The organism is Amycolatopsis coloradensis, assembly GCF_037997115.1.
Classification (GTDB): domain Bacteria; phylum Actinomycetota; class Actinomycetes; order Mycobacteriales; family Pseudonocardiaceae; genus Amycolatopsis; species Amycolatopsis coloradensis_A.
In genome coordinates, this window is record NZ_CP150484.1 from 4,149,162 (window position 1) to 4,174,303 (window position 25,142).

Annotated in this window: 28 protein-coding genes and 1 pseudogene; 13 read left to right on the forward strand and 16 right to left on the reverse strand. The window is 69.6% G+C overall.

The genetic code is table 11. The annotated features are described in order from the left end of the window. Positions 1-12: 12 nt before the first annotated feature. Positions 13-969 (reverse strand): zinc-dependent alcohol dehydrogenase family protein, encoded by a 957-nt coding sequence (locus LCL61_RS19430; RefSeq protein ID WP_340688150.1) that lies wholly within the window; start codon positions 967-969, stop codon positions 13-15. Between the two features lie 77 nt (positions 970-1,046). On the opposite strand from LCL61_RS19430, the gene LCL61_RS19435 reads away from it, so the two are divergent. Next, entirely contained in the window at positions 1,047-1,682 is a 636-nt protein-coding gene (locus tag LCL61_RS19435) for a helix-turn-helix domain-containing protein (RefSeq protein ID WP_340688151.1), read from the forward strand. Position 1,683: 1 nt separating this feature from the next. Here LCL61_RS19435 and LCL61_RS19440 read toward each other — a convergent pair whose 3' ends face one another. Further along, positions 1,684-2,325 (reverse strand): TetR/AcrR family transcriptional regulator, encoded by a 642-nt coding sequence (locus LCL61_RS19440; protein WP_340688152.1) that lies wholly within the window; start codon positions 2,323-2,325, stop codon positions 1,684-1,686. 62 nt (positions 2,326-2,387) lie between these two features. On the opposite strand from LCL61_RS19440, the gene LCL61_RS19445 reads away from it, so the two are divergent. Together LCL61_RS19445 and LCL61_RS19450 are read left to right on the forward strand one after the other, a co-directional pair. After that, positions 2,388-2,747: a nitroreductase/quinone reductase family protein gene (locus tag LCL61_RS19445; protein ID WP_340688153.1), complete on the forward strand. Its 360-nt coding sequence runs from the start codon at positions 2,388-2,390 to the stop codon at positions 2,745-2,747. A gap of 93 nt (positions 2,748-2,840) precedes the next feature. After that, entirely contained in the window at positions 2,841-3,998 is a 1,158-nt protein-coding gene (locus LCL61_RS19450; RefSeq protein ID WP_340688154.1) for a serine hydrolase domain-containing protein, read from the forward strand. A 215-nt stretch (positions 3,999-4,213) separates the two neighbouring features. Here LCL61_RS19450 and LCL61_RS19455 read toward each other — a convergent pair whose 3' ends face one another. Genes LCL61_RS19455 through LCL61_RS19465 form a run of 3 tightly spaced genes read right to left on the reverse strand, consistent with a single transcriptional unit; the run spans position 4,214 to position 6,776 of the window. After that, complete coding sequence (locus LCL61_RS19455) at positions 4,214-4,684, reverse strand: LysR substrate-binding domain-containing protein (protein ID WP_340688155.1); 471 nt, start codon at positions 4,682-4,684, stop codon at positions 4,214-4,216. A 51-nt stretch (positions 4,685-4,735) separates the two neighbouring features. Next, positions 4,736-5,197, reverse strand: a complete 462-nt coding sequence (locus LCL61_RS19460; protein WP_340688156.1) for a universal stress protein — start codon at positions 5,195-5,197, stop codon at positions 4,736-4,738. A gap of 7 nt (positions 5,198-5,204) precedes the next feature. Next, a complete protein-coding gene (locus LCL61_RS19465; RefSeq protein WP_340688157.1) occupies positions 5,205-6,776 on the reverse strand; it encodes an MDR family MFS transporter in 1,572 nt (523 codons plus the stop codon). Between the two features lie 81 nt (positions 6,777-6,857). Between LCL61_RS19465 and LCL61_RS19470 the strand changes: the two genes are divergently transcribed. After that, positions 6,858-7,439 (forward strand): TetR/AcrR family transcriptional regulator, encoded by a 582-nt coding sequence (locus LCL61_RS19470; protein ID WP_072026315.1) that lies wholly within the window; start codon positions 6,858-6,860, stop codon positions 7,437-7,439. Positions 7,440-7,598: 159 nt separating this feature from the next. After that, entirely contained in the window at positions 7,599-7,763 is a 165-nt protein-coding gene (locus LCL61_RS19475; protein WP_340688158.1) for a hypothetical protein, read from the forward strand. Positions 7,764-7,773: 10 nt separating this feature from the next. On the opposite strand, the gene LCL61_RS19480 is transcribed toward LCL61_RS19475, so the two are convergent. The 3 genes from LCL61_RS19480 to LCL61_RS19490 all read right to left on the reverse strand — a co-directional run bounded on the left by LCL61_RS19480 (position 7,774) and on the right by LCL61_RS19490 (position 11,511). Next, positions 7,774-8,439 (reverse strand): response regulator transcription factor, encoded by a 666-nt coding sequence (locus tag LCL61_RS19480; RefSeq protein WP_340688159.1) that lies wholly within the window; start codon positions 8,437-8,439, stop codon positions 7,774-7,776. A gap of 154 nt (positions 8,440-8,593) precedes the next feature. Continuing rightward, the gene (locus tag LCL61_RS19485; RefSeq protein ID WP_340688160.1) at positions 8,594-9,241 is read right to left on the reverse strand and encodes a TetR/AcrR family transcriptional regulator; all 648 of its coding nucleotides are present in this window, start codon (positions 9,239-9,241) and stop codon (positions 8,594-8,596) included. Further along, entirely contained in the window at positions 9,238-11,511 is a 2,274-nt protein-coding gene (locus tag LCL61_RS19490; RefSeq protein ID WP_340688161.1) for an ATP-binding protein, read from the reverse strand. Before LCL61_RS19490 ends, LCL61_RS19485 begins: the two co-directional genes overlap by 4 nt. Positions 11,512-11,604: 93 nt before the next feature. Here LCL61_RS19490 and LCL61_RS19495 point away from each other — a divergent pair, with 93 nt between their 5' ends. Then, positions 11,605-12,240, forward strand: a complete 636-nt coding sequence (locus LCL61_RS19495; RefSeq protein ID WP_340688162.1) for a helix-turn-helix transcriptional regulator — start codon at positions 11,605-11,607, stop codon at positions 12,238-12,240. A 6-nt stretch (positions 12,241-12,246) separates the two neighbouring features. Here the strand turns inward: LCL61_RS19495 and LCL61_RS19500 are convergent, their stop codons facing one another. The 4 genes from LCL61_RS19500 to LCL61_RS19515 all read right to left on the reverse strand — a co-directional run bounded on the left by LCL61_RS19500 (position 12,247) and on the right by LCL61_RS19515 (position 16,518). Then, complete coding sequence (locus tag LCL61_RS19500; RefSeq protein ID WP_340688627.1) at positions 12,247-12,816, reverse strand: helix-turn-helix transcriptional regulator; 570 nt, start codon at positions 12,814-12,816, stop codon at positions 12,247-12,249. A gap of 649 nt (positions 12,817-13,465) precedes the next feature. Continuing rightward, a complete protein-coding gene (locus LCL61_RS19505; RefSeq protein ID WP_340688163.1) occupies positions 13,466-14,887 on the reverse strand; it encodes an alpha/beta hydrolase in 1,422 nt (473 codons plus the stop codon). A gap of 14 nt (positions 14,888-14,901) precedes the next feature. Continuing rightward, the gene (locus LCL61_RS19510) at positions 14,902-15,621 is read right to left on the reverse strand and encodes an ABC transporter permease (protein ID WP_340688164.1); all 720 of its coding nucleotides are present in this window, start codon (positions 15,619-15,621) and stop codon (positions 14,902-14,904) included. Positions 15,622-15,636: 15 nt separating this feature from the next. Next, positions 15,637-16,518, reverse strand: a complete 882-nt coding sequence (locus LCL61_RS19515; RefSeq protein ID WP_340688165.1) for an ABC transporter ATP-binding protein — start codon at positions 16,516-16,518, stop codon at positions 15,637-15,639. A gap of 118 nt (positions 16,519-16,636) precedes the next feature. On the opposite strand from LCL61_RS19515, the gene LCL61_RS19520 reads away from it, so the two are divergent. Then, entirely contained in the window at positions 16,637-17,740 is a 1,104-nt protein-coding gene (locus LCL61_RS19520) for a sensor histidine kinase (RefSeq protein WP_340688628.1), read from the forward strand. Further along, positions 17,737-18,339 carry a response regulator transcription factor gene (locus tag LCL61_RS19525; protein WP_340688166.1) on the forward strand — a complete coding sequence of 201 codons (603 nt, stop codon included), beginning with the start codon at positions 17,737-17,739 and terminating at the stop codon, positions 18,337-18,339. Before LCL61_RS19520 ends, LCL61_RS19525 begins: the two co-directional genes overlap by 4 nt. A gap of 160 nt (positions 18,340-18,499) precedes the next feature. On the opposite strand, the gene LCL61_RS19530 is transcribed toward LCL61_RS19525, so the two are convergent. Continuing rightward, positions 18,500-19,069, reverse strand: coding sequence for an XRE family transcriptional regulator (locus LCL61_RS19530; protein ID WP_340688167.1), 570 nt, complete (start codon positions 19,067-19,069; stop codon positions 18,500-18,502). A 68-nt stretch (positions 19,070-19,137) separates the two neighbouring features. Between LCL61_RS19530 and LCL61_RS19535 the strand changes: the two genes are divergently transcribed. The 4 genes from LCL61_RS19535 to LCL61_RS19550 are packed head-to-tail and all read left to right on the forward strand — an operon-like array spanning position 19,138 to position 21,707. Next, positions 19,138-19,731: a class I SAM-dependent methyltransferase gene (locus LCL61_RS19535; RefSeq protein ID WP_340688168.1), complete on the forward strand. Its 594-nt coding sequence runs from the start codon at positions 19,138-19,140 to the stop codon at positions 19,729-19,731. Further along, positions 19,728-20,192 (forward strand): DinB family protein, encoded by a 465-nt coding sequence (locus LCL61_RS19540; protein WP_340688169.1) that lies wholly within the window; start codon positions 19,728-19,730, stop codon positions 20,190-20,192. Before LCL61_RS19535 ends, LCL61_RS19540 begins: the two co-directional genes overlap by 4 nt. Positions 20,193-20,206: 14 nt before the next feature. Next, on the forward strand, positions 20,207-21,178 hold the full coding sequence (locus LCL61_RS19545; RefSeq protein ID WP_340688170.1) for an alpha/beta fold hydrolase: 972 nt from the start codon (positions 20,207-20,209) through the stop codon (positions 21,176-21,178). A gap of 46 nt (positions 21,179-21,224) precedes the next feature. Beyond that, a complete protein-coding gene (locus LCL61_RS19550; protein ID WP_340688171.1) occupies positions 21,225-21,707 on the forward strand; it encodes a DinB family protein in 483 nt (160 codons plus the stop codon). 49 nt (positions 21,708-21,756) lie between these two features. Here the strand turns inward: LCL61_RS19550 and LCL61_RS19555 are convergent, their stop codons facing one another. The 3 genes and pseudogenes from LCL61_RS19555 to LCL61_RS19565 all read right to left on the reverse strand — a co-directional run bounded on the left by LCL61_RS19555 (position 21,757) and on the right by LCL61_RS19565 (position 24,345). Further along, the gene (locus tag LCL61_RS19555) at positions 21,757-22,914 is read right to left on the reverse strand and encodes a S1 family peptidase (RefSeq protein ID WP_340688172.1); all 1,158 of its coding nucleotides are present in this window, start codon (positions 22,912-22,914) and stop codon (positions 21,757-21,759) included. Positions 22,915-23,102: 188 nt separating this feature from the next. Continuing rightward, positions 23,103-23,853, reverse strand: a pseudogene (locus LCL61_RS19560) (TioE family transcriptional regulator). A gap of 21 nt (positions 23,854-23,874) precedes the next feature. Next, on the reverse strand, positions 23,875-24,345 hold the full coding sequence (locus LCL61_RS19565; protein WP_340688174.1) for a DUF6194 family protein: 471 nt from the start codon (positions 24,343-24,345) through the stop codon (positions 23,875-23,877). Between the two features lie 62 nt (positions 24,346-24,407). Between LCL61_RS19565 and LCL61_RS19570 the strand changes: the two genes are divergently transcribed. Next, positions 24,408-25,118, forward strand: coding sequence for a MerR family transcriptional regulator (locus LCL61_RS19570; protein ID WP_340688175.1), 711 nt, complete (start codon positions 24,408-24,410; stop codon positions 25,116-25,118). Positions 25,119-25,142: the final 24 nt, after the last annotated feature.

Below are 25,142 nucleotides of genomic sequence, written 5' to 3' on the forward strand. Positions count from 1 at the left end.
CAATGGACCGGTCTACGGGGTCAGGACGATCCTGCCGAACACATCGCCGTCGTCCATCTTCCGATGCGCCAGAACGGCTTTCTCCAGCGGCAGCACCTCGTGCACCACCGCGCGCAGTTCGCCGCGCGCCGCCGCGCCGAAGTGATCCGCGATCACCGCCCGCCGGTCCGGCTCGGGGATCGAGTCCGCGCTGAAAGCCGCGAACGACAGGGACTTCCGGAAGGTCGCCATCAGCTTCGTGCCGAAGTCCTCCGGGGGCATGCCCGCGACGACGCCGACGACGACCATGCGGCCGTTCGGATTCATCCGGTCGAAGAAGGACGGCATGTCCACACCGGACACGATGTCGATGATGACGTCGTAACCGGCCGGCCCGTCCCCTTCGCCGGACCGGTCGAGGACGTGGGTCGCCCCCAGCTCGCGCAGGCGGTCGCCGCGTTCGGCCGAGGACGTCGTGACCGCCACGGCGCTCGCGCCACCGTGCGCCGCGAGCTGCGCCGCCATGATCCCGATGCTGCCCGCCGCACCGCGCACCAGCACCGACTCGCCCGCCGTGAAATGGGCGTGGGCGAGAGCGAAATGCGCCACCATGCCGGAAGTCCCGACGGCCACCGCGTCGGCGGCCGGCAGGTTCTCGGGAAGGGGGACGATCTTCTCCGCCGGGACGGCCGCTTGTTCGACGTAGCCGCCGCCCTCGCCGGTGAACGCCCAGACGCGCCGCCCGGCCCAGGCCGGATCGACGCCGCCGCCGACCGCCGTGACGGTACCGGCCACCTCGTTGCCGGGGACGAATCCTTCCTGGAAACCGAAACCGGCGAGAGCGCCGCTGCGGATCACGGTGTCGACGCCGCCGACACCGATCGCTTCCACGCTGATCAGCACTTCTCCCTCGGCGGGAACGGGGGAGGGGACGTCGATCACGGCGAGGCCCTCGGGGGCGCCGAACGTCCGGATCTCGACTGCGCGCATTTCGTCTCCTGGTCGTTGATCACTGGTCCGGCGGACGTTAACGGACGCCCCCGTCCGTTTTGGCTAAAGTGAGAGCGGTGACCGATCATTTGTCTCGGATCCCGCGCTCCGACGCCGCGGACAACCGCGAACGCATCCTCGAAGCCGCCCGCGTGCTGTTCGCCACCGAGGGCCTGAACGTGCCGCTGCGGGAGGTCGCGCGCCGCGCCGAAGTCGGCCCCGCGACGCTGTACCGCCACTTCCCGACCAAGGAGATCCTGGCGACGGAGGCGTTCGCCGAGCAGATGCGCACCTGTCACGCCGTCGTCGACGAGGGGCTCGCCGACCCGGATCCATGGCGCGGCTTCTGTTCCGTGATCGAGAAGATCTGCGAGGTGCATTCGCGCGACCGGGGCTTCACGGCGGCTTTCGTCTCGGCCTTTCCCAAGGCGGTGGACTTCACCGCGGATCGTGACTACGCGCTCAAGGCGATCGCCGAGCTGGCCGGCCGGGCCAAGGACGCCGGGAAACTGCGCCCCGACTTCGTCCTCGACGACCTGATCCTCATGCTCATGGCCAACAACGGGATCCAGGCCGCTTCGGCGGCCGCGCAGGTGGCGGCGTCCCGCCGGTTCGCCGCGCTCGTGATCCAGGCCTTCCGGGCCGTGCCGGAACGGTCGCCGCTGCCGCCGGTGGCGCGGTTGGCCCTCGCGCTGCCGGGAGTGGGCCGCTGAGTCATTTCCTGCGGGCTTCGAGGCCTTCCAGGATGAGGTCGAGGCCGTAGGCGAATTCCTTCGTGTGGTCGTAACCCGGCCGCTGGGCGTGCTCGGTGATCACCTCGGCCAGATAAGGGAACTCGTCACGCGGCAGGGTGTCGAGGATGTCGTCCGCGACCCCCGGGACGTCTTCGCTCAGCGGGAGGTTCGACTCCTGCAGTACGAATCCGCCGATGTAGCTGTCGATGAGCGAGACGGCGTGCACCGCCATCGGCAGCGTGAATCCCGCTCGCCGAAGGACGCCGAGGACGGCGTCGTGGTGGCGGAGCGTCGCCGGCCCCGGATTCCGGCGGGAGTCCATGAGGCCCAGCGCCCAGCTGTGCCGCGACAGGACCTCGCGTGCGGACGAAGCACGCGCGCGGATCGCGTCACGCCAGTCGGCGATTTCGGTGCCGGGCAGCTCGATCGCCGCGAACACCGCGTCGACGACGCCGTCGAGGATCGCGTCCTTGTTCGGCACGTGGTGGTACAGAGACATGGCCTCCACGCCCAGGTGCTGCGCTACCCGGCGCATCGTCATCGCTTCCACGCCACCGCGATCGGCGACTTCGATCGCGGCCTTCAGTACGCGGTCCCTGGTGAGTGATCGGCGAGGCGGCACCTTGACAACCTTACAGGTGTAAGCCAACCTTACGAGTGTAAGGCCATCGAGAGGAGAGCCCGATGCCGATGCCGAGATGGTGGGGTCACGTCAACAAGCGGGTGTTCAACCCCCGTGCGATCGCCGCGGGGAAGTACCCGGTGCTGATCCACGTCGGCCGCACCTCGGGAAAGACCCGCCACACGCCGCTCGACGCGCATCCCGTCGACGGCGGCTACCTGTTCGTCCCGGTGTACGGCCCGGAGGCGGACTGGGTGCGCAACATCATGACCGCGGGGCAAGCGCGGCTTCGGATCGACGGGCGGGAAGTGGACCTCACCGGTCCGCGGCTCGTCGGGGCGGACGAATTCCCCGACGGCGTGACCCGCCCGCCGAAACCGCTCCGCGTCACCGAATTTCTCCGGATGGACCTGAAACCCTGAGACGCCCCCTGTTCGCGGCTAGTACCAGGGAGGTATGCGGCATCGTCCTTCAAACCGATGCCGAATGCGCCGTCGCTTCGTAGTTTTGCCGGTATGAAACGAACTTCAGTGGTCATCGCCGCGATTTGCGCGGCAACGCTCGTTTCCCCGGCCGTCGCGTCCGCGACGCCACCGCTGCAGCGGACACTGCAGCGCGACGCAGACACACTCGTGGCGAACGGTTCACCCGGCGCGCTCGTGGAGGTCAGTACGGCCAGGGGCAGCGTCAAGGTGCGCAGCGGCCACGGCGATCTGCGGACCCGGACACCGGTGCCATGGGACGGGCATTTCCGGATCGCGAGTTTCAGCAAGACGTTCCTGTCCGCGACGCTGCTCCAGCTCGTCGGAGAGGGACGGCTTTCCTTGGGGGACAATGTGGATCGGTGGCTGCCGGGGGTGGTGAGCGGGAACGGCAACGACGGCAACGCCATCACCGTCCGGCAGTTGCTTCAGCACACCAGCGGGCTGCACGACTACATGGCGGAACTCGATCTGTTCACGGAGAAGGGCTTTCTGCGTCACCGGTTCGACGAGCTCAGCGCATCCGACGCGGTGAAGCTGGCGGTCGGCAAGCCGCCGGAGTTCGCACCCGGGACGAGCTGGGGCTACTCCAACACCAACTACGTGCTCGCCGGGATGATCACCGAGAAGGTGACCGGCCGGGACTGGCAGCAGGAGATCATCGACCGGATCGTCCGCCCGCTGGGCCTGCGCGAGACCACCCTGCCGTACACGTCGCCGTTCATCCCGGCCCCGCACGCGCGAGGGTACGACCGGTTCGTCGTCGAGGGCTCGAATCCGCCGCGGCTCGGACGGCGGGTGGACGTGACCCTGATGAATCCGTCGATGGGCGGGGGAGCGGACGGATCGATCAACAGCACCACCGAGGACGGCAACAAGTTCCTCCGGGCACTGCTGGGCGGCAGGGTGCTCCCGCCGTCGATGCTGGCGGAGATGAAGAAGACCGTGCCCGCGCCGGGTCTTGGCGCGTACGGGCTCGGCCTGGTGAAGTCGACTACTTCCTGTGGTGACTACTGGGGCCACGGCGGCGCGCTGCCCGGCTACCTGACGGGAAACGGCGTGACCGAGGACGGCAAGCGCAGCGTGATGGTTTCGCTGAACACGCTCACGCCGTACCACCCCGGTGCCGAACCGCCGGCGGGGAACCCGCTGGATCCGGTGATCGACCACGCCCTCTGCGGTCGCGGCTGATCCTCACTCCCGAGTACATGAGGCCCCCATCCCTCGGGCAGAAGGTGGTGAAGGCCTCCTTGCCTACCTTGAGGGTAGGGAAGGAGGCCTTCACGGACTCGATAATCGTCACGTTCGCCCCACAGGCACCAACAGTCAGCAGCTGCGCGTGAAGGCCCCCTTCCTTGCGCCTAGGTACAGGAAGGAGGTATTCATGTACCGGGCCGTACTGCCGCTCACGAGCCCCAAGATCTCGCGGCCTCCACCAGGGCCCCGACGCACTCCGCGACAGCGGGCCGCGTTTCCCCCTGCGGCTGCACCGCGTAGAGCTGCCGATGCAGGACCGGTTCGAGCGGGGCGCACACCACGGTCGGCGGCGCGATCGTGGTGGCCATGCCCGGCACCAGCGTGACGGCGCCGAGCCCGGCGACGACGGCGAACTGGGTGCCGAACCCGCTGACCGTATGCCGCACGATCGGTTCGATCCCGCGTTCACGCAGCGTCTGGCGGATCCAGGCGTTCGCCAGCGTCGGCCGGGCCCAGGCGACCCAGATCGCGTCCGCGAGGTCTTCGGCGCGCACCGAATCCGCGCCGGCCAGCGGATGCCCGGCCGGGAGCACGATCATCGCCGAGTCGTCGCGCAGTCCGGTCCAGCGGGTCGCGGGCGGGCGGGTGAGCGGAAGGTTCTCCCAGCTCTCGACGACCACGACGTCGAAGACACCGTCGGCCAGCGCGGGAAGGGCCTCGGCGGCCGGTCGTCAGGGAACCACCAGCACCGGCCAGTGCCCGGTCCTGATGAGCTTGGTCGCGACCGATCCCGCGAACCGGTGACCGGCCTTCTGTGAAGCGCCGACCACGACGGTGTCGACCTGGCTGCGGTCGGCGGTGTCGCGGAGCGCGGTGTACGGATCGCCGAAGGTCTTCAGGAAGCTGACCGGCACTTCCAGCTCTTCGGCCGCCGTGCGGATCTGCTCGCGGATCTCTTCGTAGAGCTGCACTGCCGTGTCGTGTTCCACCGTCGCCGCGATTGCGGGACCGAGCGCCGGACGGCAGACGAAGGCGACGATCAGCCTGCCGCCCTCGCGCCGGGCCATGCCGAAGGCGAAGGCGGCCGCCCGCATCGCCGTGTCGGAGCCGTCGACCCCGGCCAGGATGGCCCGCCCCGTGTGGTGCCGGGGCGGGCCGAAACGCTCCACAGTGGACTCGAAGGCCCCGTTCATCACACGCCTACCTGACGACCGCGTCGGACGCCGGGGCTTCCGTCTCCACGTCGAGCGTGGTGCGCAGGGTGAGCGGCTTGAGCAGCAGCGCCGCGATCACGCCCACGACACCCACCGCCGCGGAGATCAGGAAGATGTGCGCGGTCGCGTCGCCGTACACGGTGTGCACGATCGTCTGGACCTCCGGCGGCAGCGCCTTGAGGTTCAGCGCGCTGACGCTGCCCGTCGACGCCTGGCCCGCCGGTACGTGCAGCGCGGTGGACAGGTCGGCGGTGACCCGGTTCGCGAGCACCGCGCCCAGCACCGAGACGCCGATGGTGCCGCCGAGCGACCGGAAGAACGTGACCGAAGCGCTGGCCGCGCCCAGATCCCGCAGCGGCACGGTGTTCTGCACGGCGAGGACGAGGTTCTGCATCGTCATGCCGACACCTACGCCGACGATCGCCATCGCGACGCCGACCAGCCACAGCGGCGAGGCGTGGTCGACGGTGCCCAGCCCGAGGAAGCCGATCACCAGGGTGATCGTGCCCGCCACGATGTACGGCTTCATCCGTCCGGTGCGGCTGATCAGGCGCCCGGACACGGTCGACGAGACGAGCACGCCGCCCATCAGCGGAATGGTCAGCAGACCGGCTTCGGTGGGGGAGTAGCCGCGGCCGACCTGGAAGTACTGGCCGAGGAACACCGCGCCGCCGAACATCGCCATCCCGACCGCGAGGCTCGCGATGATCGCCAGCGCGGGGGTGCGCCGGGTGATGATGTGCAACGGGACGACCGGTTCACGGACCTTTCGCTCCACCAGCACGGCGAAGGCGAGGAGGACGATGCCGCCCGCCACCATCACGGCCGTCTGCCAGGACAGCCAGTCGAAGCCGTTGCCGACGAACGAGACCCAGATCAGCAGGACACTCACGCCCGCCGCGATCAGACCCGCGCCGAGGTAGTCCACCTGGACGCCTTCCCGGCGCACGGTCTCCAGCTTCAGGGTCCGCTGCAGCACGATGAACGCCGCCACCGCGATCGGCACGCCGACGAAGAAGCACCAGCGCCAGCCGAGCCACGGCACGTCCACGATCAGGCCGCCGAGCAGCGGCCCGCCGACGGTGGCGACCGCCATGACCGCGCCGAGGTAACCGTTGTAGCGGCCGCGTTCCCGCGGCGGGATGATCGCGGCGATCACGACCTGGACCAGCGCCTGCAGGCCGCCGACGCCGATGCCCTGGAACGCCCGGGCGGCGATCAGCTGCCCGGTGTTCTGGCTGAACCCGCTGATCGTCGAACCGATCACGAAGATCACGATCGCGATCTGCACCAGCGTCTTCTTGTTGAACAGATCGGCGAGTTTGCCCCAGATCGGGGTGGTGGCCGTCGCCGCCAGCAGGGTGGCCGTGACCACCCACGTGTACTGCGTCTGCGTGCCGTTCAGCGAGCCGATGATCAACGGCAGGGCGGTCGACACGACCGTCGAGCTGATCATCGCCACGAGCAGCGCGAGCAGCAGACCGGACAGCGATTCGAGCACCTGGCGGTGTCCCATCGCCCCTGACGGTGCCTCCGCCGTCGTTCCCTCGGTCTTCATGACGTCCTTTCGAGCGGCAATTGTTGCTCATTGTGCAAACTTGCACAGTGAGAACTTTATTCCCCTCGCTACGCTGTCCGGGTGGACACCCTCGACACGCTGCGCACCCGCAAGAAGGCGGCGACGCGGCAATCGCTGCACGAGGCCGCGCTCCGGCTGGCGATGGAGCACGGGCTGGACGGCGTGACCGTCGAGGACATCGCCGACGCGGTGGGCGTCTCCCGGCGGACGTTCTCGAACTACTTCGCGAACAAAGAGGACGCGATCCTGCACGCCGACCGCGAGCGCACCGGGCTGCTGGTGTCGCTGGTCGAGGGCAGGCCGCCGGGCGAGAAGCCCTGGCAGGCGCTGCGGGCGGCGTGCCGGGAGCTGTACCGGGCGCACCCCGTCCCCGACCGTGAATGGGTGGCGCAGCTACGGCTGCTGCGACGGCATCCGTCGCTGCTCGCGCGGCAGGCGGGCGATCAGTTCGCTCTCGAACGCGACCTGATCGCGGTGCTGCTCGCCAGGGGGCACGGCCTCGATCAGGAGCTGGCCAGGCTCACCGCGGCGACCTTTCTCGCCACGTTGCGGACGGGGAACGTGCTGTGGCTGGAAGGTCCGGAGGAGCAGCCGCTTCCCGAGCTGGTGGACCGGTTGCTGGGCCGCGTTCAGCTCCGGTGACCGAGGGCTGAGCGGGACTCCTGCGGCCACATCACGGCGAGGGCCGTGGGCTCCACGTCGTCGACGGGCAGGTACGTGATACCCACCTGTCCCAGAACGCTCTCGCGGAGATCATGTCCGACGTCCTCGGGCGGTCGGTGCGCTATCGGCAGGTGTCCATTGAGGACTTCCGCGCGACGCAACTCGAACATGGTCGACATGATGCTCGCCAAGGAGGCGGGGGTCGACAACGCCGAGCCGCGGACTCCGGAAGTGACCACGCCGACGACGTTCCGTCAGTGGTGCGAAGAGGTGCTCAAGCCGGCGGTCGGCTCGGTGCACTGACGGAGCCTCGTCAGATCGAGCCGGTGCGCAACGCGAAGGCGACGGCGTGCGTGCGGTTGTGCAGGCCGTATCGAGACATCACCCGGTGGAGGACGTTCTTCACGGTGCTCTCCGAATAGGCGAGTTCGGTCGCGATCTCTTCCGTGCCATGGCCGTCGGCCAGCAGGCGGAGGACTTCTCGTTCCCGGTCGGACAGGCCGGACAACGCGAGGCCGTTGGGGGCCAGCAGGTCTTCCTGGATCCGTTCGAGCTGGGAGAGCAGGCTGCCCTGCAGGCGCGGTGGCAGCACGCCCGCGCCCTGGCTGACCGCGAGGATCGTCCGCACCAGATGCTCGCCGTCGAGGTCGCGCCGCGGCAGCAACGCGGCCATGCCACATTCGATCGCCGTCATCAGCACCTGGACCGGGAAATGGTCGGTGACGATCACGCATCTCGGTGGCGTGGCGAGTGTCGACGCGGCGCGAACCTGGCGGAGGAACGTGAAAACCCCGTCGCCGATCGAATCTCCGACCGTCACGATGACTTCGGCGGGTCCGAGGTCGGTGCCGGGCAGCACGTCCAGCCGATCGTCGGCGCCGAGGATGCTCGTCGTGCCGAGCCCGGCCAGCAGGTCCGGGGCGTACACGGCGACTCTGACGCGATCGGTCGTCCTGCTGGTCTTCTCCCCGTGAATCATGGCGAAGTCCCCATCCGAAGGCGCCAGCGTTAATAGCTATTGCGTTACTTAGAAGGTATAACCATACAACGTTGTATGTCAACCTCGGCCGGCCGCGTCGTCACAGGGCAAGACGCCCGCCGGGTGGGAAAGGTTCACTGCGAAGGCGATCGGGTCACCGGGTCGTGAGATCGTCCAGTTCGTCCGCGATCAACAGGTCGGGGTCGAACTTCATGCCGGTGAAGTGGCCGGCGAGTTCGAGCGAGAGCACGCCGTGCAGCCGGGTCCAGAACGAGAGCGCGCGGTGTAGCGTCGAGGACGGTGCCGGATCGTCGCCCGCCCAGTCGCGATGGCCGTCCAGATGCTTGTCGAACGGGGTTTCCGGCTTGTCCACGGTGAACGCGCGGCACGCTTCGAGCAGCACGGCCATGACCTCGCTCGAGATGGCGGTGGTGTCCTCGGGCGCGTGGTAGCCGGGAACGGGCGTGCCGTAGATGAGGAAGTAGCGCTGCGGGTCGCTCCGGGCCCAGTCCCGGATGGTGACGGCGAGCCCGGCCAGATCGGCGCCGCCGTCGAACGCCGCGCGAACGGTGTCGGCGAGGCTCCGGTACGCGTCGCGGATGAGCGCGGTGACGAGATCGTCGCGGCTGGCGAAGTACCGGTACAGGGCGGGACCGCTCATCCCGACCTGTTTGGCGATCGCGTTGAGCGACAGCGCGGGCACCCCGGCGGCGGCGATCTGTTCCCACGCGTGCTGCTTGATCTCCGCGCGCACCTGGTCGCGATAGCGCTCCCGCGGGCTCTGCCCGTCCGCGTCCGTCATCGGCCCTCCCGCTCTGTCGGTCCGAAGCTTAGTCGGCGCTCCGCTGGCAGGAGCGCCAGTTCGGCCGAAGCCTGCTCGCGCAACGCGCCGGAGGACGGCCCGGCGGAGAGGTCCATGGCCAGGGTGAGGCACTCCCTGGCTTCCTCGAAGGCACCGGCCTCCCGCCAGGCCCGCCCCTCGCGGAAGGCGCAGGTCGCCTCCAAGGCGTCGAAACCGCCTTCCCAGGCGAGCCATCGGCCGGTGCGGTAGTGGCCCGCCGCCTCCCGCCATTCGGCGAGATCGCCGAGCACGTCGCCGATGGCGCGCAGGGTCAGGGCCTTCAGCAGCCGATGGAAACCGGGGTACGTCTCGCCCGCCAGGCGCTCGGCGTCGGAAAGCACGGCCCGGTGCACGGCGAGCGCTTCGGAATGCCGTCCGGCGTTGAGCAGCGCGCGCCCGTAGAGGTTGCGTGCCGTGGTCTGCCCGTCCCAGAACGGGAGTTCGCGCGCCAGCTCGTACCCGCGCTTCGCGAACTCGAACGCTTCATCGTCTCTTCCGGTCAACCGCAGCACCTGGCCGAGATAGATGGACGCCCAGGTCTGCTCGACGCGGTCGCCGATCCCGGCGGCGATGTCCAGCGCGCGGCGGTGCGCCGCCACAGCGCCCTCGTCGTCGCCGAGACAGACGCTGGCGGCCCAGCCGACGAAGTTGAGCAGCTTCGCCTCGGCCCCGGCGTCGCCGAGCGCGTTCGCCGCGGCCGCGCCGAGCGAGAAGATCTCCCACCACGGCCGCTGGGTACTCCGCCCGTCGGAGTACCAGTGCAACGCGACGGCGAGGTCCCTGACCTCCCGCTGCATACCCTTCCGTGCCGCCACGCGGTGCGCGGCGACCCAGTTCCCGCCTTCGACGTCCAGCCAGCGGGCGCTCTCTTCCCGTGAGCCGAACCGGCCGGTCTCCGGCGCCTTGGGGTAGAACAGCCTGGCCGCCTCCGCCGCCTTGCCGAGCAGATGGGCGAGCACGGTGTCCCGTGCGGCCGGGTCTTCCTCCGCTTCGAACCGTTCCTCGGCGAACAGGCGAATCAGGTCATGGAACTGGTGCCGCTCCGGTTCCGCCGTGGTCTGCAGGAGGCTGGCGTCGACGAGTTCGTCGAGCTGGTCGCGGACGTCGGCGGGCGACGCGCCGGAGACGACGGCCGCGAGTTCGAGACCGAAGTCGGCGCCGGGCACGGTCGCCAGCAACCGGAACAGCCGCCGAGCCTCGGGCGAGACCGCGCGGTAGGACAGGTCGAAAGCCGAGCGCAGCCGCAGATCGCCCGCCGCGAGCGCGCGCAGCCGGGTGCTTTCGTCGCGCAGCCGGTCGGCGAGCTGGGCCAGGGACCACTGCGGCCGGGTGGCGAGCCGGTTGCCCGCGATCCTGAGCGCGAGCGGCAGATACCCGCACAGCTCGGCGAGTTCGCGTGCCGCGGCGGGCTCCGCCCGCACCCGGTCGGCGCCGACGATCTTGGCGAGCAGGCCGGTCGCGCCGTCGTCCGAAAGCGCTTCGAGCCCGAGCCACCGGGCGCCTTCGAGCCCGGCGAGCGTCCGGCGGCAGGTGATCAGGGTGAGGGAGCCGGGCCCGGTGACCAGCAGTGGCCGGATCTGCGCTTCGTCGGCCGCGTTGTCGAGCAGCAGCAGGACTTTGCGGCCTTCGAGCAGCATCCGCAGCAACGCCGACCGTTCGGCTTCGGACGCGGGCACCTGCCCCGGCGCGACGTCCAGCGCGCGCAGCAGCCGGTCGAGCGCGGTCCCGGCGCTCAGCGGTCGTTCGTCCATCCCGCGCAGGTCCACCGCGTAGCCCCCGTCCGGGAACTCCGCGCGCCACAGATCCGCGGCGGTCACCGCGAGCGCGGTCTTCCCGACCCCGGCCTGCCCGACGATCGCGACCACGCCACCACCTTCGGCGACCTTCGCGGACAGCTGCTCCAGCTCGCTTTCGCGGCCGGACAGATCCGCGGTGGGCGCGGGCAGCGCGCACGTCGCCGCGGCCTGGGCGGCCAGCGCCGGATTCCGGCGACGTCCCTGTTTGGCGACGGTCAGGAAGAACTCCCGGTCGCCGCCGGTCAGGCCGAGCGCGTCGGCCAGCACCTCGGCGGAGCGTTGCTGGGCGGCTCGCGCGCGGCCGCGCTCCAGTTCGCGGAGGGCACGGACACTGATACCGGAGGCCTCGGCCAGGCGCCCCTGTGTCCACCCCGCGGCCCGCCGGTGTTCGAGCAGGAGCTTGCCGAACACCGACCGCTTTTCGTTCGCCTCCACCGCGGCCCATTCAACCGGCAGGCTTCCGATGACGAAAAGCTGCCCCCTGCTTCCGCTTGTCCGGCCTTCTCGCGGGCCGGTTACCTGGAAGGCATGTCGACGATCATGACGACGCCCGTCCGCCCGGTCGTGCGGACCGAGGAGATCCGGGTCGCCGTGCACGCCGCCGATCCGCTGGTGCGGGCGGGGCTGCGCAGCGCGCTCGGCGACGGGCCCGGCATCAGCTTGCGCGAAGACCCTGCGCAGGCCGACGTCCTCGTCGCCGTCGCGGGGAACGACCCGCGGCGCATCCCGGCCGGGTCCGCGCGGCTGGTCCTGGTGGCCGATGAGCCCAACCAGGCCGAACTGTGGGCCGCGGTGGAACGCGGGCTCGCCGTCGTCGTCGCGCGCTCCGAGGCGACGCCGGGGCGGCTGCTGCGCGCGGTCGCCGACGCCCACGCCGGCCGGGGCGATCTTCCCGCCGATCAGCTCGGCAGCCTGCTCCGCGGGATTTCGCGGCTGCACAAGGAAGTCCTCGAGCCCCGCGAGCTCACGCTCAGCGGTCTGTCGCCGCGCGAGACCGAAGTCCTCCGGCTGCTCGCGGAAGGATTCGACACCGCCGAGATCGCCCGGCGGGTGGCCTACTCCGACCGGACCGTGAAGAACATCCTGCACGGCCTGCTCAGCCGGTTCAATCTGCGCAACCGCACCCACGTCGTGGCGTACGCGCTGCGCGAGGGTCTCATTTGAGCGTCTTCAGATGACCCCTTCCCGGATCGCGTAGGCCACCGCGTGCGACCGGTTCCGCAGCCGTAGCCGGTCGGTGACGGCGTAGATGACGTTCTTGACCGTGCGCTCCGAATAGGCGAGTTCGGTGGCGATCTCCTGTGTGTCGAGCCCGTCGGCCATCAGGCGGAGGACATCGATCTCCCGTGAGGAGAGCGCCGCCCCGGCGGGCCCGGCCGGCGCGAGCATCTCCCGGTGCAGCCGCTCGGCGTGTTCGGCCAGCCTGCCGAGCAGATCCCGCGGTGGGCCCACGGCGCCCGACGCGGCGACACGGACGCTGTCGGCCACCCGGGAGTCGGTCATCGCCGACCTCGGCAGGATGGCGACCACCCGGCACGACACCGCCACCGCGAGGCCGCCCTCCTCGATCCGGTCGGTCACCAGCACGATCGGCTTGCCGAATTCGGCGGTGGCCGCACGCAACGCGGTGACCGCGTCGCCGGAAAGCCGGTCGAACGCGGCGACGACGACATCGGTTTCGTCCCGTGCCCGGTCTGCGGCCACCTGCACGGACGGGCGCGCTTCGAGGAGGTCGACCATTCCGGCCTTCGTGATGGGGTCCAGTGCGCAGACGCTCACCCGAACTGGTCGCATATGCTCTCTTCTGTCCACTGTGGATCTTCGTTCTGTCAAGAGCCGCAGGGACAAAAAGCGTTACCCGCATGAGCGGGTGGTGCTCTTGTACGGTGGGGAACCGGGTAGCGGCCCGCCTCGGGTGACCCCCACACGCGATGGCGGGTCGCTTCCTTCCCGCGCGGCTCGTGGCGATTCTGGCCCGCCGTGAACGATCCCGGCAACGCGTACGCCCGCGTCCTGCTTCCCCCGCCAGTGGAGACTGGACGAAGGGGCAAAACGGCTCTGACCTGCATTGATGCCATTTTGGCGCATCGTGGCGCCAAGTTGGCCTTCGCGGATTGCTGCTCGGCACTCCGATCGGCAGCAGCGGCCGGCTCGCGATCGGCTGGTGCGTCTTGCTCTCGGTCGCCGGGTATGTGTGGTCGAAGTCCTTGTTCGCCAAGGAACGCGACCGCTGAACCGGGACCTGAACCGCTTGGTCTTTCTCGCATTCAGTCGACTGATTGCGGGGCCGGTCCGATCACGCACGACCGTGGGGATTTCGGGACATCCAACGTCCCGAAATCCACACAGTGCCGCATCAGCGGTCCAGTCAGGACCGACAAACGCCGGATCAGCAGGCGAAATCATCCCGCGGTCGCGTCCCGCCGACCAGGAACTCCGTCGCGAGGTCGTTCGCGCACTGGTTGTCCTTGTACAGGTACGCCAGATGTCCGCCCTGGTCGACGGTGACCATCCTGGCCCGGTCGCCGAAGGCTTGACGCAGCTTCCGTGCGCCCGCCGGCGGAGTGGCCGGGTCGCGGAGGTTCTGCACGATCAGGACGTTCGACGGGCCGCGGCCGGTGATCTTCACGGGCGGTTCGATCGGTTCGGAAGGCCAGAACGCGCACGGCGTGATGTTCGCGGCCGCGGCGCCGAACAGCGGGTGGCGGAAGCGGTCGATGGCGACGTTGCGCCGGTAGGTCTCGACGTCCTCCGGCCAGTCGGAGTCGTTGCAGATCACGTGCAGCTGACTCGCGATGTAGTTGTCCGACGGGTAATCGGCGCCAAAGGAAGTCGGTACGGGTTTCCCGGTGTCGAGCGCGCGCCAGGTCTCGGCCAGATGCGGCAATTGCTTGTCGTAGTAGAGATCGGCGAACGTGACGTGGCGGAACACCTGGCCGTTGTAGCCGTCCGGGCTCGGTGTCCTGTCCAGCCGCGCGGCGAGCTCGAAGTACTTCGCCGTCACCTGCGCCGGCGTCCGGCCCAAGCCGTATTCGGGCTTGGAGGCGGCGAACTTCGCGAAGTCCGGGAAGCGGTCTTCGACGCCCTGGCCGAACAGGCGCGAGAAGGAGGCGTCCCAGCCGCCGGGGCCGGTCGCGCTGTCGAGCAGGAACCGGTCGCTGCGCTCGGGGAACAACGACGTGTACACCGAGCCGAGGTAGGTGCCGTACGAAATCCCGAAGTAGTTCACCTTCCGCTCGCCGAGCGCCTCGCGCACCCGGTCCATGTCGCGGGCGGTGTTGGCGGTGGTCAGGTACGGCAGGAGCGGGGCGGTGGCCGAGGAACCGCATTTCGCGGCGACGGCGGCGACCCGCCGCGCCTCGGTGGTGACGTCGGCCGAGTTCCCGGCGTACCTCGGGATGTTGCTCGGATGCTCCGCGGGGGACAGTCCGCACGTCACCGGCGTGCTGTTGTGGACGCCGCGCGGGTTCATCCCGATGACGTCGTAGCTGTCCAGCACCTCCTGCGGGATGTTCAGTTTCTTGAGGGTGGCCGGGAAAGCCAGCCCTTCACCGCCGGGGCCGCCGGTGTTGGTGAGCAGTACGCCGCGGCGCTTCTGCGGTTCGGTGCTCGCCAGGCGGGAGATCGCGATCTCGATCGTCCTGCCGCCGGGGTCGCGGTAGTCCAGCGGGACCTGGATGGTGCCGCAGTCCAGGCCGAGGCCCGCCGCCTCTTCGGGACACGGCCCCCAGTTCGGCGCAGGTGCCGCCGACGCGACCGCCGGGGTCGCCGTGGTCACCAAGGCGGCGACGAGAACAGGAAGAAGTTTCATTCCACTTCGGACGGTCATCGGCGCGGCTCCCAGCGGAAGAGCTTCGACGCCAGGACGACGGCGACGACGACCCACGCCAAGGTCGGGGCGAGCAGGAGCAGCGAATCGCTGATGGCCACGCCACCGTTCCAGGCGTTGACGGCGAGTTCGGTAGCCGAGCCCCCGGGCAGCAGGCGCTTGAGCCAGGTCAGCTCGTCGGTGCCGGAGATGCCGACCCAGCTGGCGACGGCGATCACGCCCAGACTGACCGGCAAGGTGGTGACCTGGGCGTGCTCGGGGGAGTTGGTCAGGCCCGCGGTGGCCAGGCCGAGGCCGATCATCATGGCGACGCTGGCGAGCACCGCCGCCACCAGCAGGGCGACGTCGGCGGGTGTTCCGGTGACCGCGCCCAGCACGATCATGATCACCGCGACCTGGACGAGTGAGATGACCGTGACCGGAAGCACCAGGCCGACCAGGATGGACGCGTCGCCCGCCGCGGTGGAGCGCAGACGCTTGAGGAAAAGGTTCTGCCGCCGCGAGGCCAGCGTGGTCACGGCACTGGTGTAGAGGCCGAACGCGCATACGGTGAACATCACGATCGCCGCGATGTAGCCGAGACTGCCGATCTTGGCGAAGACTTCGTGCTGGTAGACGAAGAACGCGGAGATGGCCAGCGGCATCACGAAGCTGGTGATCAGGACTGAGCGGTTCCGGAAGATCTGGATCAGTTCGCTACGGGCTATCGATAGCATGGGAGTCCTTTGTGGCTAGTCGTTGTCGATGGCGCGGAACACGTCGTCGAGCCGCGTCGGCCCTGCCTCGAGATCCCGCAGTTCGATGGCGTTGTCCCGCGCCCACCGCAGCAGGACGTGCAGGTCCTTCTGCAGGCCGAAGGTCTCGATGACGAACTTCCCGTCGTGTTCGCGCTTGCCCTGCAAGGGCAGCGCCGGAGCCGAGGGCGGCGGGGAGAACCGGATCACGGCGGGCAGTGTCCGCGTGAGTTCGGAGACCGTGCCCTCCTGGTGGAAGGTGCCCCGGTGCATCAGGCCGATGCGGTCGGCGCGCTGCTGGGCCTCTTCCAGGTAGTGCGTGGTGAGCACGATGGTCGAACCGTCCTCGCGGAGTTTGTCGACCGCGTCCCACAGCGCGTCCCGGGACTGGATGTCCAGCCCGGTCGTCGGCTCGTCCAGGAACACCAGCCGCGGCGAGCCGTACACCGCGGTCGCGAAGTCGAGCCGCCGCTTCTCGCCACCGGAAAGCTGGGACACCTTCGTGTCGGCTTTGCGGGTCAGGTCCACGATGCCGAGGACCCGTTCGAGCCGGTCCGTGCGCCGGGTCAGGCTCCCGATCAGGCGGATCGATTCCTGCACCGTCAGATCCGGTGAGAAACCGCTCTCCTGCAGCATGATGCCCATCTCGGGGCGGACGGCGGCGCGGTCCCGCGGGCTCTTCCCCAGCACCCGCACCGTGCCCGACGTCGGGTTCCGGTGTCCTTCCAGGGTTTCCAGGGTCGAGGTCTTCCCGGCGCCGTTCGTGCCCAGCAGGGCGTAGAACTCGCCCTGCCGGACCTGGAAGGACAGATCCTTCACGGCGTGGAAGTCGCCGTACTTGAGATTCAGGCGGTCAACGTCGATTGCTGTCGAGGTCATGACCCGATTTCAGTCGCTAGGACGCGGCCCGACCAGTGCGGTCATGTCATGCACGGGTATGACGCGGTGTCACTGGTGCCCGCCTTCGCGGAGGGCCGATACTGGACTCATGTCTGATGTGGACACCGAGCCGGCGAAGGGACAGCTGCGCAGGCTCAACCTCACGATGTTCGTCCCGTTGCTGGTCGTCGGCGGGGTGATCGTGGTCGCGTCCGACGCGCGGACCTGGTGGCACGCGGTCGTCCTGGGTGTGGGCGTGCTGGCGGCGCTGGTCGCCTTCGTGCGGTGGGCGGCGGGTGAGGTCCTGCGGGTGGCGATCCCGTGCCTGGTCGTCACGGCGGCCGTGTGGCCGTTCTCGGTGCTGGTGGCCGGCGGGAGTTCGGCGTTCTTCGGTGTCTTCCTCGTGGGTTCCCTCGTCGTCCCCCAATTGCCCCGCCACCGGGCCGCGGCGGCCGTCGCGCTGGTCGCGTACGTCGCGGGAGTGGGTGCGCTGAGGCTGCTGGTCTCCCACGAAGACGTCTCCGGTGAGCTGGTCAGCTTCGTCTTCGTCCCGGCCGCGATCACCGCCGTCGTGCTCGGGCTCATGTTCCCCAACAAGCGGTTCTACGACGTCGTCAAGGAGCTGGAGGAGTCCCGCGAGCGGGAGGCGGAATTGGCCGTGATCCGGGAACGTGTCCGGTTCGCGAGCGATCTGCACGACATCCAGGGCCATACGCTGCACGTGGTGAAGCTCAAGACCGCGCTCGCCAGGAAGCTGGTGGACCTCGACGCCGAGCGGGCCAAACAGGAACTGGGCGAGATCCACGCGCTCGTGGCCGACACGATCACCCAGACGAAGGAACTCGCCTACGCCCAGCGCCGGCTCAACCTCTCCGCCGAACTGGAGAACGCGAGGAACCTGTTCGAGGCGGCGGGGATCCGTGTGCGCGTCAACCGCGAGGCGGACGTCGATCCGGCGGCGGGCAGGCTGCTGGGCCAGGTCCTGCGTGAGACCACGACCAACATCCTGCGCCACGCGCAGGCGACCCGCGTGCGGATCACGCTGTCGGAATGGAGCATCAGTATCGTCAACGACGGTGCCCAGCGAGCGCCGCTGCCCGAACTCCGCGGGCTGGCCGCGCTCGAACAACGTGTCGTCGCGGACGGCGGTGAACTGACGGTGGGACAGGAAGACGGGCAGTTCGTGACGGCCGCGTCCTTCCCCGCCCGGGAGGAACGATGACCACGGTCGTGCTCGCCGACGACGAAGCCCTGCTGCGCAAGGCGATGGCCGCGTTACTCCCGCTCGAAGGCGAGATCACCGTCCTGGCCGAGGCGGAGAACGGCGAGGAAGCCGTCGAGGCCACCTTGCGGCACGAGCCCGACGTTCTCGTCATCGACCTCGAAATGCCCGGGGTGGACGGGCTGGGCGCGGTCGCGGAGATCCGCCGCACCCGGCCGAACCAGGTCATCCTCATGCTGACCCGGCACGCGAAACCCGGCGTGCTCCGCAAGGCTCTCAAACTCGGTGTCCAGGGCTTCGTGAGCAAGGCCGCCGAGCCGTCGCACATCACGTTCGTCATCGGCACCCTGCACCAGGGCAAACGCTGGATCGACCCGGACGTCTCCGCGCTCGCCGTCGTCGACGACTGTCCCCTGACCGAGCGGGAGCTGGAGGTGCTGCGGGTGACCGGCGAGGGGTATTCCGTCGCCGAGATCGCCGCCAGGCTCCATCTCGCGCAGGGCACGGTGCGGAACTACCTCTCGAACGCCATGCAGAAGACCCAGACGCAGACCCGGCACCAGGCAGCGCGGTACGCCCGCGAGCACGACTGGCTCTAGTGTCCTCCGTCGGAAATCCGGCACGTGTCTCGGCGGCCCAGCTTCCTGCCGGCTGCGTCGCCGGTCCGCCCGAGTACGACCCGGTACGAGGACGAACCGGCGCCTTGCCGGCAGAAACCTGGATCCGCCGAGACACGCACCGTATTTCCGACGAAGGACACTAACGCGCCCGGACGTGCGCGCGCTCACCCTGCGGTCCGAAAAGGACGAGGGTTTCGACGGCCTTCCCGTCGGCCGAGCCGAGCCAATGCGGCAGCGCGGTGTCGAACTCGGCGGCCTCACCGGGCGGCAGGACCATGTCGCGGTCGCCGACCACCAGCCGCAACCGTCCATTGAGGACATACACCCATTCGTAGCCGCCGTGGGTCTGCGGCGTGGGTTCCGCCGGCACGTCCCGGCCGGGGATGAGCATCTTGAATGCCTGCACCCCGCCGGCCCGCCGGGTGAGCGGCAGGAACGTCATGCCGTGCCGGTGGATCGGCTGGAGGTGGATGCGCGGATCGCCGGTCCGGGGAGCGCCGACGAGGTCGTCGAGCGGCACGCCGTGCACGCGGGCCAGCGGCAGCAGTAGCTCCAGCGTAGGACGGCGGCCGCCGCTTTCCAGTCGCGACAAGGTGCTTTCCGAGATCCCGGTCGTCGCCGACAGCTCGGCCAGGGTCAGGCCCCGGTGTTTGCGCAGCGCCCGCAGCCGGGGGCCGACCGCGTCGAGCACCTCGTCCGTCTCGTCCATGTCGCCGATCTTGCCAGGCCGGCAAGTTTTCGTGCCAATTCGGATGCTCCGGGGCGAGGGTGGCGGTCATGAACGCGACGGAATTCTGGGACGAACTCCACGAGCGGCGAGCCATTGGAACGCCGAAGGTGAACGCGAGACTGGCCGAGATCGCGGGCCCGCTGGCCCCGGGCACCGCGCTCGACCTCGGCTGCGGTGGCGGGGGAGACGCGTTGTGGCTGGCCGCGCGAGGGTGGCGAGTGACCGCGGTGGACATCTCCGGAGCGGCCGTGCGCTCGCTCCAGGCACGCGGCGCGCCGATCACAGCGCTCCGCGTCGATCTCGCCGACGATTTCCCTGACGGCGCCTTCGACCTGGTGTCGGCGCAGTACTTCCACACACCGTTCGAACTGGACAGGGCCCGCGTCCTGCGCACCGCCGCGGGCTCGGTGAATCCCGGCGGGCGGCTGGTCGTGGTCGACCACGGCTCCGCCGCGCCCTGGTCGTGGGACCAGGACGCCGGGTACCCCACTCCCGGCGAGGTGGCGGCCGGACTGGAGCTCGACCCGATGGACTGGTCGATCGACCGCGCGGAGGCGGCGGAGCGCCTGGCCACCGGCCCGGCGGGCCGGACCGCGACCGTCATCGACCACGTCCTGGTGCTCCGGCGGGCCGGGCGATGAGCCGTAAACGCGACGCAGGGCCGCCTGCTACGGGTGCCGGGGAGAAGGACGTCCTCGCCGGGTTCCTCGACTATCTCTGCGCCGCTGTCTTGGCCAAGGCCGAAGGGGTGCCGGAGGACCGGGCCCGCGCTCCCGGCGTGCCGTCCGGCACGAGTCTGCTGGGCCTGGTCAAACACCTGACCCACGTCGAACGCCACTGGCTGCTCGGCCACCGCGTCACCGACTGGAAGGCGACGTTCCAGCCGGGTCCGGACGACACGACGGCGTCGATTCTCGCCGCCTACCGGGAAACCGTCGCCGAGGCGAACGCCGAGATCGCGTCCTGGGACGACCTCGCCGCGACCGGACCCCGCCGGGGATCACGGCGCTGGACGCTGACCCACTTGATCGAAGAAACCGCACGGCATGCGGGACACGCCGACATCCTGCGCGAACTGATCGATGGCGCCACCGGGCGCTGAAACGGAGATCCCCCATGTTCCACCGATCCGCCGCGTTCGTCGCGGCCCTCGTCCTGCTGACGGCCTGCGGTTCGCCCCCGGCCGCCGCCCCGCCCCACGAGAACGTCACCCGCGGCGACGCGGCGTTCGCGCGGCAGTTCCGGCACGAGTTCGCCGACGTCGACGGGGTGAAGATGCACTACGTCACCGGTGGCAAGGGCGCCCCGCTCGTCCTGCTGCACGGCTGGCCGCAGACCTGGTACGGCTGGCACCGGGTCATGCCCGCGCTGGCCGAGCATTTCACGGTGTACGCCCTCGACCTGCCGGGCCTCGGCGACAGCGCGGGCTCGCCGCCCAGCTACGACAAGGCCACCCTTGCCAGCTATGTGCACGGCCTCGTCGCCGGACGGCTCGGCCTGCGCGACGTCCGGATCGCCGGGCACGATCTCGGTGCCGCGGTCGCCTTCCAGTACGCGGCGCAGTTCCCCGGCGATCTCACCAAACTCGCGTACCTCGATCTGCCGTTGCCAGGCCCCGCGCTCGACGCGACGGCCTACCGGAACCTGAGCTGGCACATCGCCTTCCACTCGCAGAAGACCGTTCCCGAAGCCGTCGTCGGTGACGACGTCCGCGAGTACCTGTCCCTGTTCTACCCGCAGGTCGCCTACTCGGGGACGGCTTTCGGCGGACCAGGGGCGCCGTCGCCGTTCGACGACGCCGAGATCGACGAGTACGCCCGCACCTACGCGAGGCCGGAGGTCCTGCACGGCGGTTTCGAGCTCTACCGCACGCTCGGGCAGGACGCGACCGCGAACGCCGGCGCGAAGCCCATCACGACTCCCACCCTGCTGATGACCGCCGAAGGTCTGCTCGAACCGCAAAAGGCCACGCTCGCGCCTCGCGTCGCCGACCTGGCTCGCGCCGTCGAGGTGCCGAGGGCGGGACATTGGCTCGCCGAGGAGAATCCGGAGTTCGTGAGCGCCGAACTGGTCGGCTTCCTGAAGTAGGACAACGTGGTTGCCCGGGATCGGCGATCTTTGCGATGCTTCCCCCATGTCCACGCTGGAAGTCCTCGACCACCCGTTCCGCGAGCAGTTCGAGGTCTTCCTCGACGAGCACCGTCGTGTTCTCGACGAGTCGCTGGAAGGGCTGACCGAGGAGGAGGCCCGCCGGTCGCTCGTCCCCTCCCGGACGACCTTGCTCGGGTTGGTGAAGCACGCGACCTTCGTGGAGAAGGTGTGGTTCGACGAAGCCGTCACCTGCCGCCCGCGTACCGAGATCGGCCTCCCCGCCACGCCCGACGAGTCGTTCATCCTCGACGAGGAGGACACGATCGCCACGGTGCGGCAGGCGTATCGCGAGGCCTGCGAGGCGTCGCGGAAGGCGGCGGCCGCCCTCGACCTGGACGACCTGCTCCACGGGAACCGGCGCGGCCCGCTTCCGCTGCGCTGGGTCTACCTGCACGTGCTGCGCGAGCTCGCTCAGCACGGCGGCCACGCGGACATCCTGCGCGAGCAGATCCTCAGTTCCCGGTAGACGACGATGACCGGGGAGCGGTCGCTCCCCGGTCATCGCGCGTCGTTCGTCAGGAACGGGTCAGTGTGACCCCGTACTTGTTCGCCGCGTCCACGACGGGCTGGTAGTAGGAGTACGAACCCGTGGCGTTGGAGCCCTGGTTCCAGCCGCAGTCGTGACCGTCGGCGGGGCCGCCGGAGGTCATGCCCTGGGCGGTGTTGCCCGCGATGTAGGCGCCGCCGCTGTCACCGCCCTCGGTGCAGACGGTCGACTTCGCCAGCCCGGTGGTGGCGACGCTTTCGCCGCTGTAGCGGACGGTCTGGTTGTACGCGGTGATCTTGCCGCAGGTCCAGCCGGTGGTGTTGCCCGCCTTGCACAGCGTGGTGCCGACCGGTGCCTTCGAGCTGCCGGTGATCCGCACCGTGGTGCCCATGCGGGTGTCCACGTAGCCGCGGCCGGTGTCCTCGGCGTCGATGTCCATCAGGCCCATGTCGGCCGACGGGAACTGGGTGGCGACGCCGCGGCCGATGTGGACGCCGTTGCGGTTGAGGATGTCCGGGTTGCCTTCGACGCAGTGTCCGGCGGTGAGCAGCACGTTGTTGCCGCTGCTGGTGGTGCCGGGGAAGCCGAGCGAGCAGTTGGTGCCGGGGACGAGGTCCATGATCTGGCCGGGGATGACGTCGGCCTGCGTGGTGTTCCCGTTGGCGACACCGGTCTGGACCGACACGCCCGGCAGCGCCGTGAGACGGCGGACGAGGGCGCTGTCGGCGCCCGGCTGCACGGTGACGACGACCTGGTCGGCCGCGAGTTCCGGACCCCAGGACTGGACCTGCCCGACGTCCTTGCCGATCACCGTGCCGACCCTGGCGGACAGGGCGTTCAGCGCGTTCTCGCCGCGGGCGCCGGTGCGCGGGGTCAGCCCGGCCGAGCGGAGCTCCTTGGCGGCGCCGGCGTCGGCGTTCACCACGAGGGCGCCGGCGTCGTCGAAGTACGCGCCGTCCGTGTGGAGGCCGCGTGTTCTGATGCTGTCCAGCGACGCGATCAGGTTCTTTTCGTGGTCCAGCTTCTGGGCGGCCTGAAGCGGGCTGACCTTGAGCTGGGCGGCGAGGGTTTCGAGCATCGTCTGGTCGTAGGCGGTGACCGGCGCGGCGGTCGCCGGCACGGCGAGCGCGCCGATTCCGGCACAGACACTCAGCAGGGTGAGCATGACGGGTCCGCGAATTCGCATGCGAATTTCCTTCGATAAGGAGGGAACGACGAACCGCCGGAATATGTTCGGAAAGCGCAGGGGACCGGGCGGTTCATCTCGACGTCACGCACAGTACGAGCGCCCGTACGGCATGCCGTAGCGCCGAAAGTAGGATCCGTGATCACGGACCTACTTTCGTATGCGGAAAACGTGGAATGCCCGCGTATTCAATTGCGCGGAGGTGTCATTGGCGCAAAAGTGTCAGTGCGCGCAGGTATGGTCGAGATAGCTCTCCAGCGCGGCGGCGCCGGAGAGCAGGGCGCGGCCCCTGGCCGAGAGACGCGAGTGCCAGTCGCGCAGCGTCGACTCCAGCGGAACGACCCCGCCTGCCGAACGGACCTGGTCGAGCACCGGCGCGATCCGCTCCAGGAGATAGCCGCCGCGTCTGAGCTGATGGGTCAGTTTCGCGTCGCGCACGTCGGCCGCGCTGTAGACGCGATAGCCGGTCTTCGGGTCGCGTTCGGGCCGCAGAAGACCCGCTCGTTCCCATTCGCGCAGGGTGGCGGGCCGGACGCCGAGCTTCCGGGCCAGCGGGCCGACGAACATCTCGCCCCGCTCCTGCGCCACGGGCTCGAGATCGCGGAGCGCGGCCGCGACGGCCTGAAGGGTGCGGCGATCGTCGAGCAACTGGGCGTGGCTTTCGTCGATGAGCCGGAGAGCCTCCTCGACCGCGTCCTGGTTGACCGCCCGCATGATCGCCGTCGCCGTCGCGTGGCCGTGCCCTGGCACGAGGGCGAGGAACGCGCGCAAGGCTCGCGCGTGCAGTGGCGTGTAGGTGCGATAGCCCTGCGGACCGCGTTCGGCGGCGGGCAGGATGCCGTCCGCCTCGTAATTGCGGACGGCTTGCGTGGACAGGCCGTGCTCGCGCGCCAGGTCGACCGGCCTGAGCCGCTCACGGGGTTGAAGGTTCCGGCCCACCGCCCAACGATATTCGCTCCGCTAGCCGCGAGAGGAATCCGCCCGTCGTTCGTAACGGGCCCGAGCCAGCCGGTACGCGGTTTCCAGCAGTTCGCGGACGGCCGTTTCGGTCTTCGACGCCGGGTTCACCACCGCCACCCAGCCCGCGGTCCCGTACACGGGGTGGGCGATCAGGGTGTCGGTGCCGGAGGCGTCGGCCGGGGTCGTCTCCTTGGGGGTGTGGCCGAGCCGCCGGGTGAACTCCTCCTTGCCGGCGTGGACGTTCACGCGGAACGTGTGCGGGCGGTCCAGCCGCGAGCTCTCGTCGCCGGGGTAGTTCTTGGTCACGATCGTCGCGAAGGGCTGGACGTTCGTCGGGACGACACCGTCGGGCGAGTAATAGAAGAACGCGTCGCCCCAGCTGAGTTCCGGCCATTCGTCGCCAGGGCCGGGAGTGAGGGTCAGGACGCCGTCGAGGCCCGATACGAGGCCGATGATCTCTTCGATGGTCATGTGCTCAAGCGTGGCATTAAAGTGCTTGTGGAGGGTTCGAGCGGGCTTTCGACGGAGTGCAGATGCCAAGTCTCAAATCGATGCGCACGGCCGAGGTCGCGCGCCTGGCGGGGTACTCCGTCCAGCAGGTGCGCAACCTCGAACGCGACGGCGTGCTCCCGGCGGCGTCGCGGACGGCCTCGGGCTACCGGAGCTACGGCGAGATCCATTTCCGGTCCGCGCTGGCCTACCGCGCGCTCGCCGCCGGGGTGGGGCCGGTCGAGGCCAAGAAGATCGTCCGCGCCGTGCACCGGGATCCGCTCCCCGACGTGCTCGCGCTCCTCGACGCCGCCCACGCCGGGCTCGACGCCGAACGCGCGGATCTCCGGGAGGCCAGGGAAGCGGTCCGGGTGATCTCCCGCGAACCGATCGAAGACGTGCGCGGGTCGGACTCGATGAGCGTCTCCGAGCTCGCGTCGGCGCTCGGCGTGCGCCCGTCGACGCTGCGGCACTGGGACACGGAACGGCTCGTCGTCCCCGGCCGCGATCAGCGGGGATCGCGGCGGTACACGCCTTCCCAGGTGCGGGACGCGCGGATCGTGCAGCAGCTACGGCTGGCCGGTTACCGCGTCGCGCCGCTTCGTGCCTTGATGCCGGAACTGCGGCGCTCTCGGCGGCTGGAGGACGTCGCGTCCGCGCTCGCCGCCAGGGACGCCGGGATCACGGCGCGCTCGCGCGCGCTTTTCGACGGCACCGCCGAGCTTTCCCGCGTCGTGAGTGGTGAGGACGGTTAGAGCCAAGGGTGCCTTAGGTACCTA

What these genes read in the sequence shown, in the direction of transcription:
- LCL61_RS19430 (WP_340688150.1), bottom strand. Translation starts at nt 969, where the DNA reads ATGCGCGCAGTCGAGATCCGGACGTTCGGCGCCCCCGAGGGCCTCGCC.
- LCL61_RS19445 (WP_340688153.1), top strand. Translation starts at nt 2,388, where the DNA reads ATGCCGATGCCGAGATGGTGGGGTCACGTCAACAAGCGGGTGTTCAAC.
- LCL61_RS19450 (WP_340688154.1), top strand. Translation starts at nt 2,841, where the DNA reads ATGAAACGAACTTCAGTGGTCATCGCCGCGATTTGCGCGGCAACGCTC.
- LCL61_RS19460 (WP_340688156.1), bottom strand. Translation starts at nt 5,197, where the DNA reads ATGAACGGGGCCTTCGAGTCCACTGTGGAGCGTTTCGGCCCGCCCCGG.
- LCL61_RS19465 (WP_340688157.1), bottom strand. Translation starts at nt 6,776, where the DNA reads ATGAAGACCGAGGGAACGACGGCGGAGGCACCGTCAGGGGCGATGGGA.
- LCL61_RS19480 (WP_340688159.1), bottom strand. Translation starts at nt 8,439, where the DNA reads ATGATTCACGGGGAGAAGACCAGCAGGACGACCGATCGCGTCAGAGTC.
- LCL61_RS19485 (WP_340688160.1), bottom strand. Translation starts at nt 9,241, where the DNA reads ATGACGGACGCGGACGGGCAGAGCCCGCGGGAGCGCTATCGCGACCAG.
- LCL61_RS19495 (WP_340688162.1), top strand. Translation starts at nt 11,605, where the DNA reads ATGTCGACGATCATGACGACGCCCGTCCGCCCGGTCGTGCGGACCGAG.
- LCL61_RS19500 (WP_340688627.1), bottom strand. Translation starts at nt 12,816, where the DNA reads ATGGTCGACCTCCTCGAAGCGCGCCCGTCCGTGCAGGTGGCCGCAGAC.
- LCL61_RS19505 (WP_340688163.1), bottom strand. Translation starts at nt 14,887, where the DNA reads ATGAAACTTCTTCCTGTTCTCGTCGCCGCCTTGGTGACCACGGCGACC.
- LCL61_RS19510 (WP_340688164.1), bottom strand. Translation starts at nt 15,621, where the DNA reads ATGCTATCGATAGCCCGTAGCGAACTGATCCAGATCTTCCGGAACCGC.
- LCL61_RS19515 (WP_340688165.1), bottom strand. Translation starts at nt 16,518, where the DNA reads ATGACCTCGACAGCAATCGACGTTGACCGCCTGAATCTCAAGTACGGC.
- LCL61_RS19525 (WP_340688166.1), top strand. Translation starts at nt 17,737, where the DNA reads ATGACCACGGTCGTGCTCGCCGACGACGAAGCCCTGCTGCGCAAGGCG.
- LCL61_RS19530 (WP_340688167.1), bottom strand. Translation starts at nt 19,069, where the DNA reads ATGGACGAGACGGACGAGGTGCTCGACGCGGTCGGCCCCCGGCTGCGG.
- LCL61_RS19535 (WP_340688168.1), top strand. Translation starts at nt 19,138, where the DNA reads ATGAACGCGACGGAATTCTGGGACGAACTCCACGAGCGGCGAGCCATT.
- LCL61_RS19540 (WP_340688169.1), top strand. Translation starts at nt 19,728, where the DNA reads ATGAGCCGTAAACGCGACGCAGGGCCGCCTGCTACGGGTGCCGGGGAG.
- LCL61_RS19545 (WP_340688170.1), top strand. Translation starts at nt 20,207, where the DNA reads ATGTTCCACCGATCCGCCGCGTTCGTCGCGGCCCTCGTCCTGCTGACG.
- LCL61_RS19550 (WP_340688171.1), top strand. Translation starts at nt 21,225, where the DNA reads ATGTCCACGCTGGAAGTCCTCGACCACCCGTTCCGCGAGCAGTTCGAG.
- LCL61_RS19555 (WP_340688172.1), bottom strand. Translation starts at nt 22,914, where the DNA reads ATGCGAATTCGCGGACCCGTCATGCTCACCCTGCTGAGTGTCTGTGCC.
- LCL61_RS19565 (WP_340688174.1), bottom strand. Translation starts at nt 24,345, where the DNA reads ATGACCATCGAAGAGATCATCGGCCTCGTATCGGGCCTCGACGGCGTC.
- LCL61_RS19570 (WP_340688175.1), top strand. Translation starts at nt 24,408, where the DNA reads ATGCCAAGTCTCAAATCGATGCGCACGGCCGAGGTCGCGCGCCTGGCG.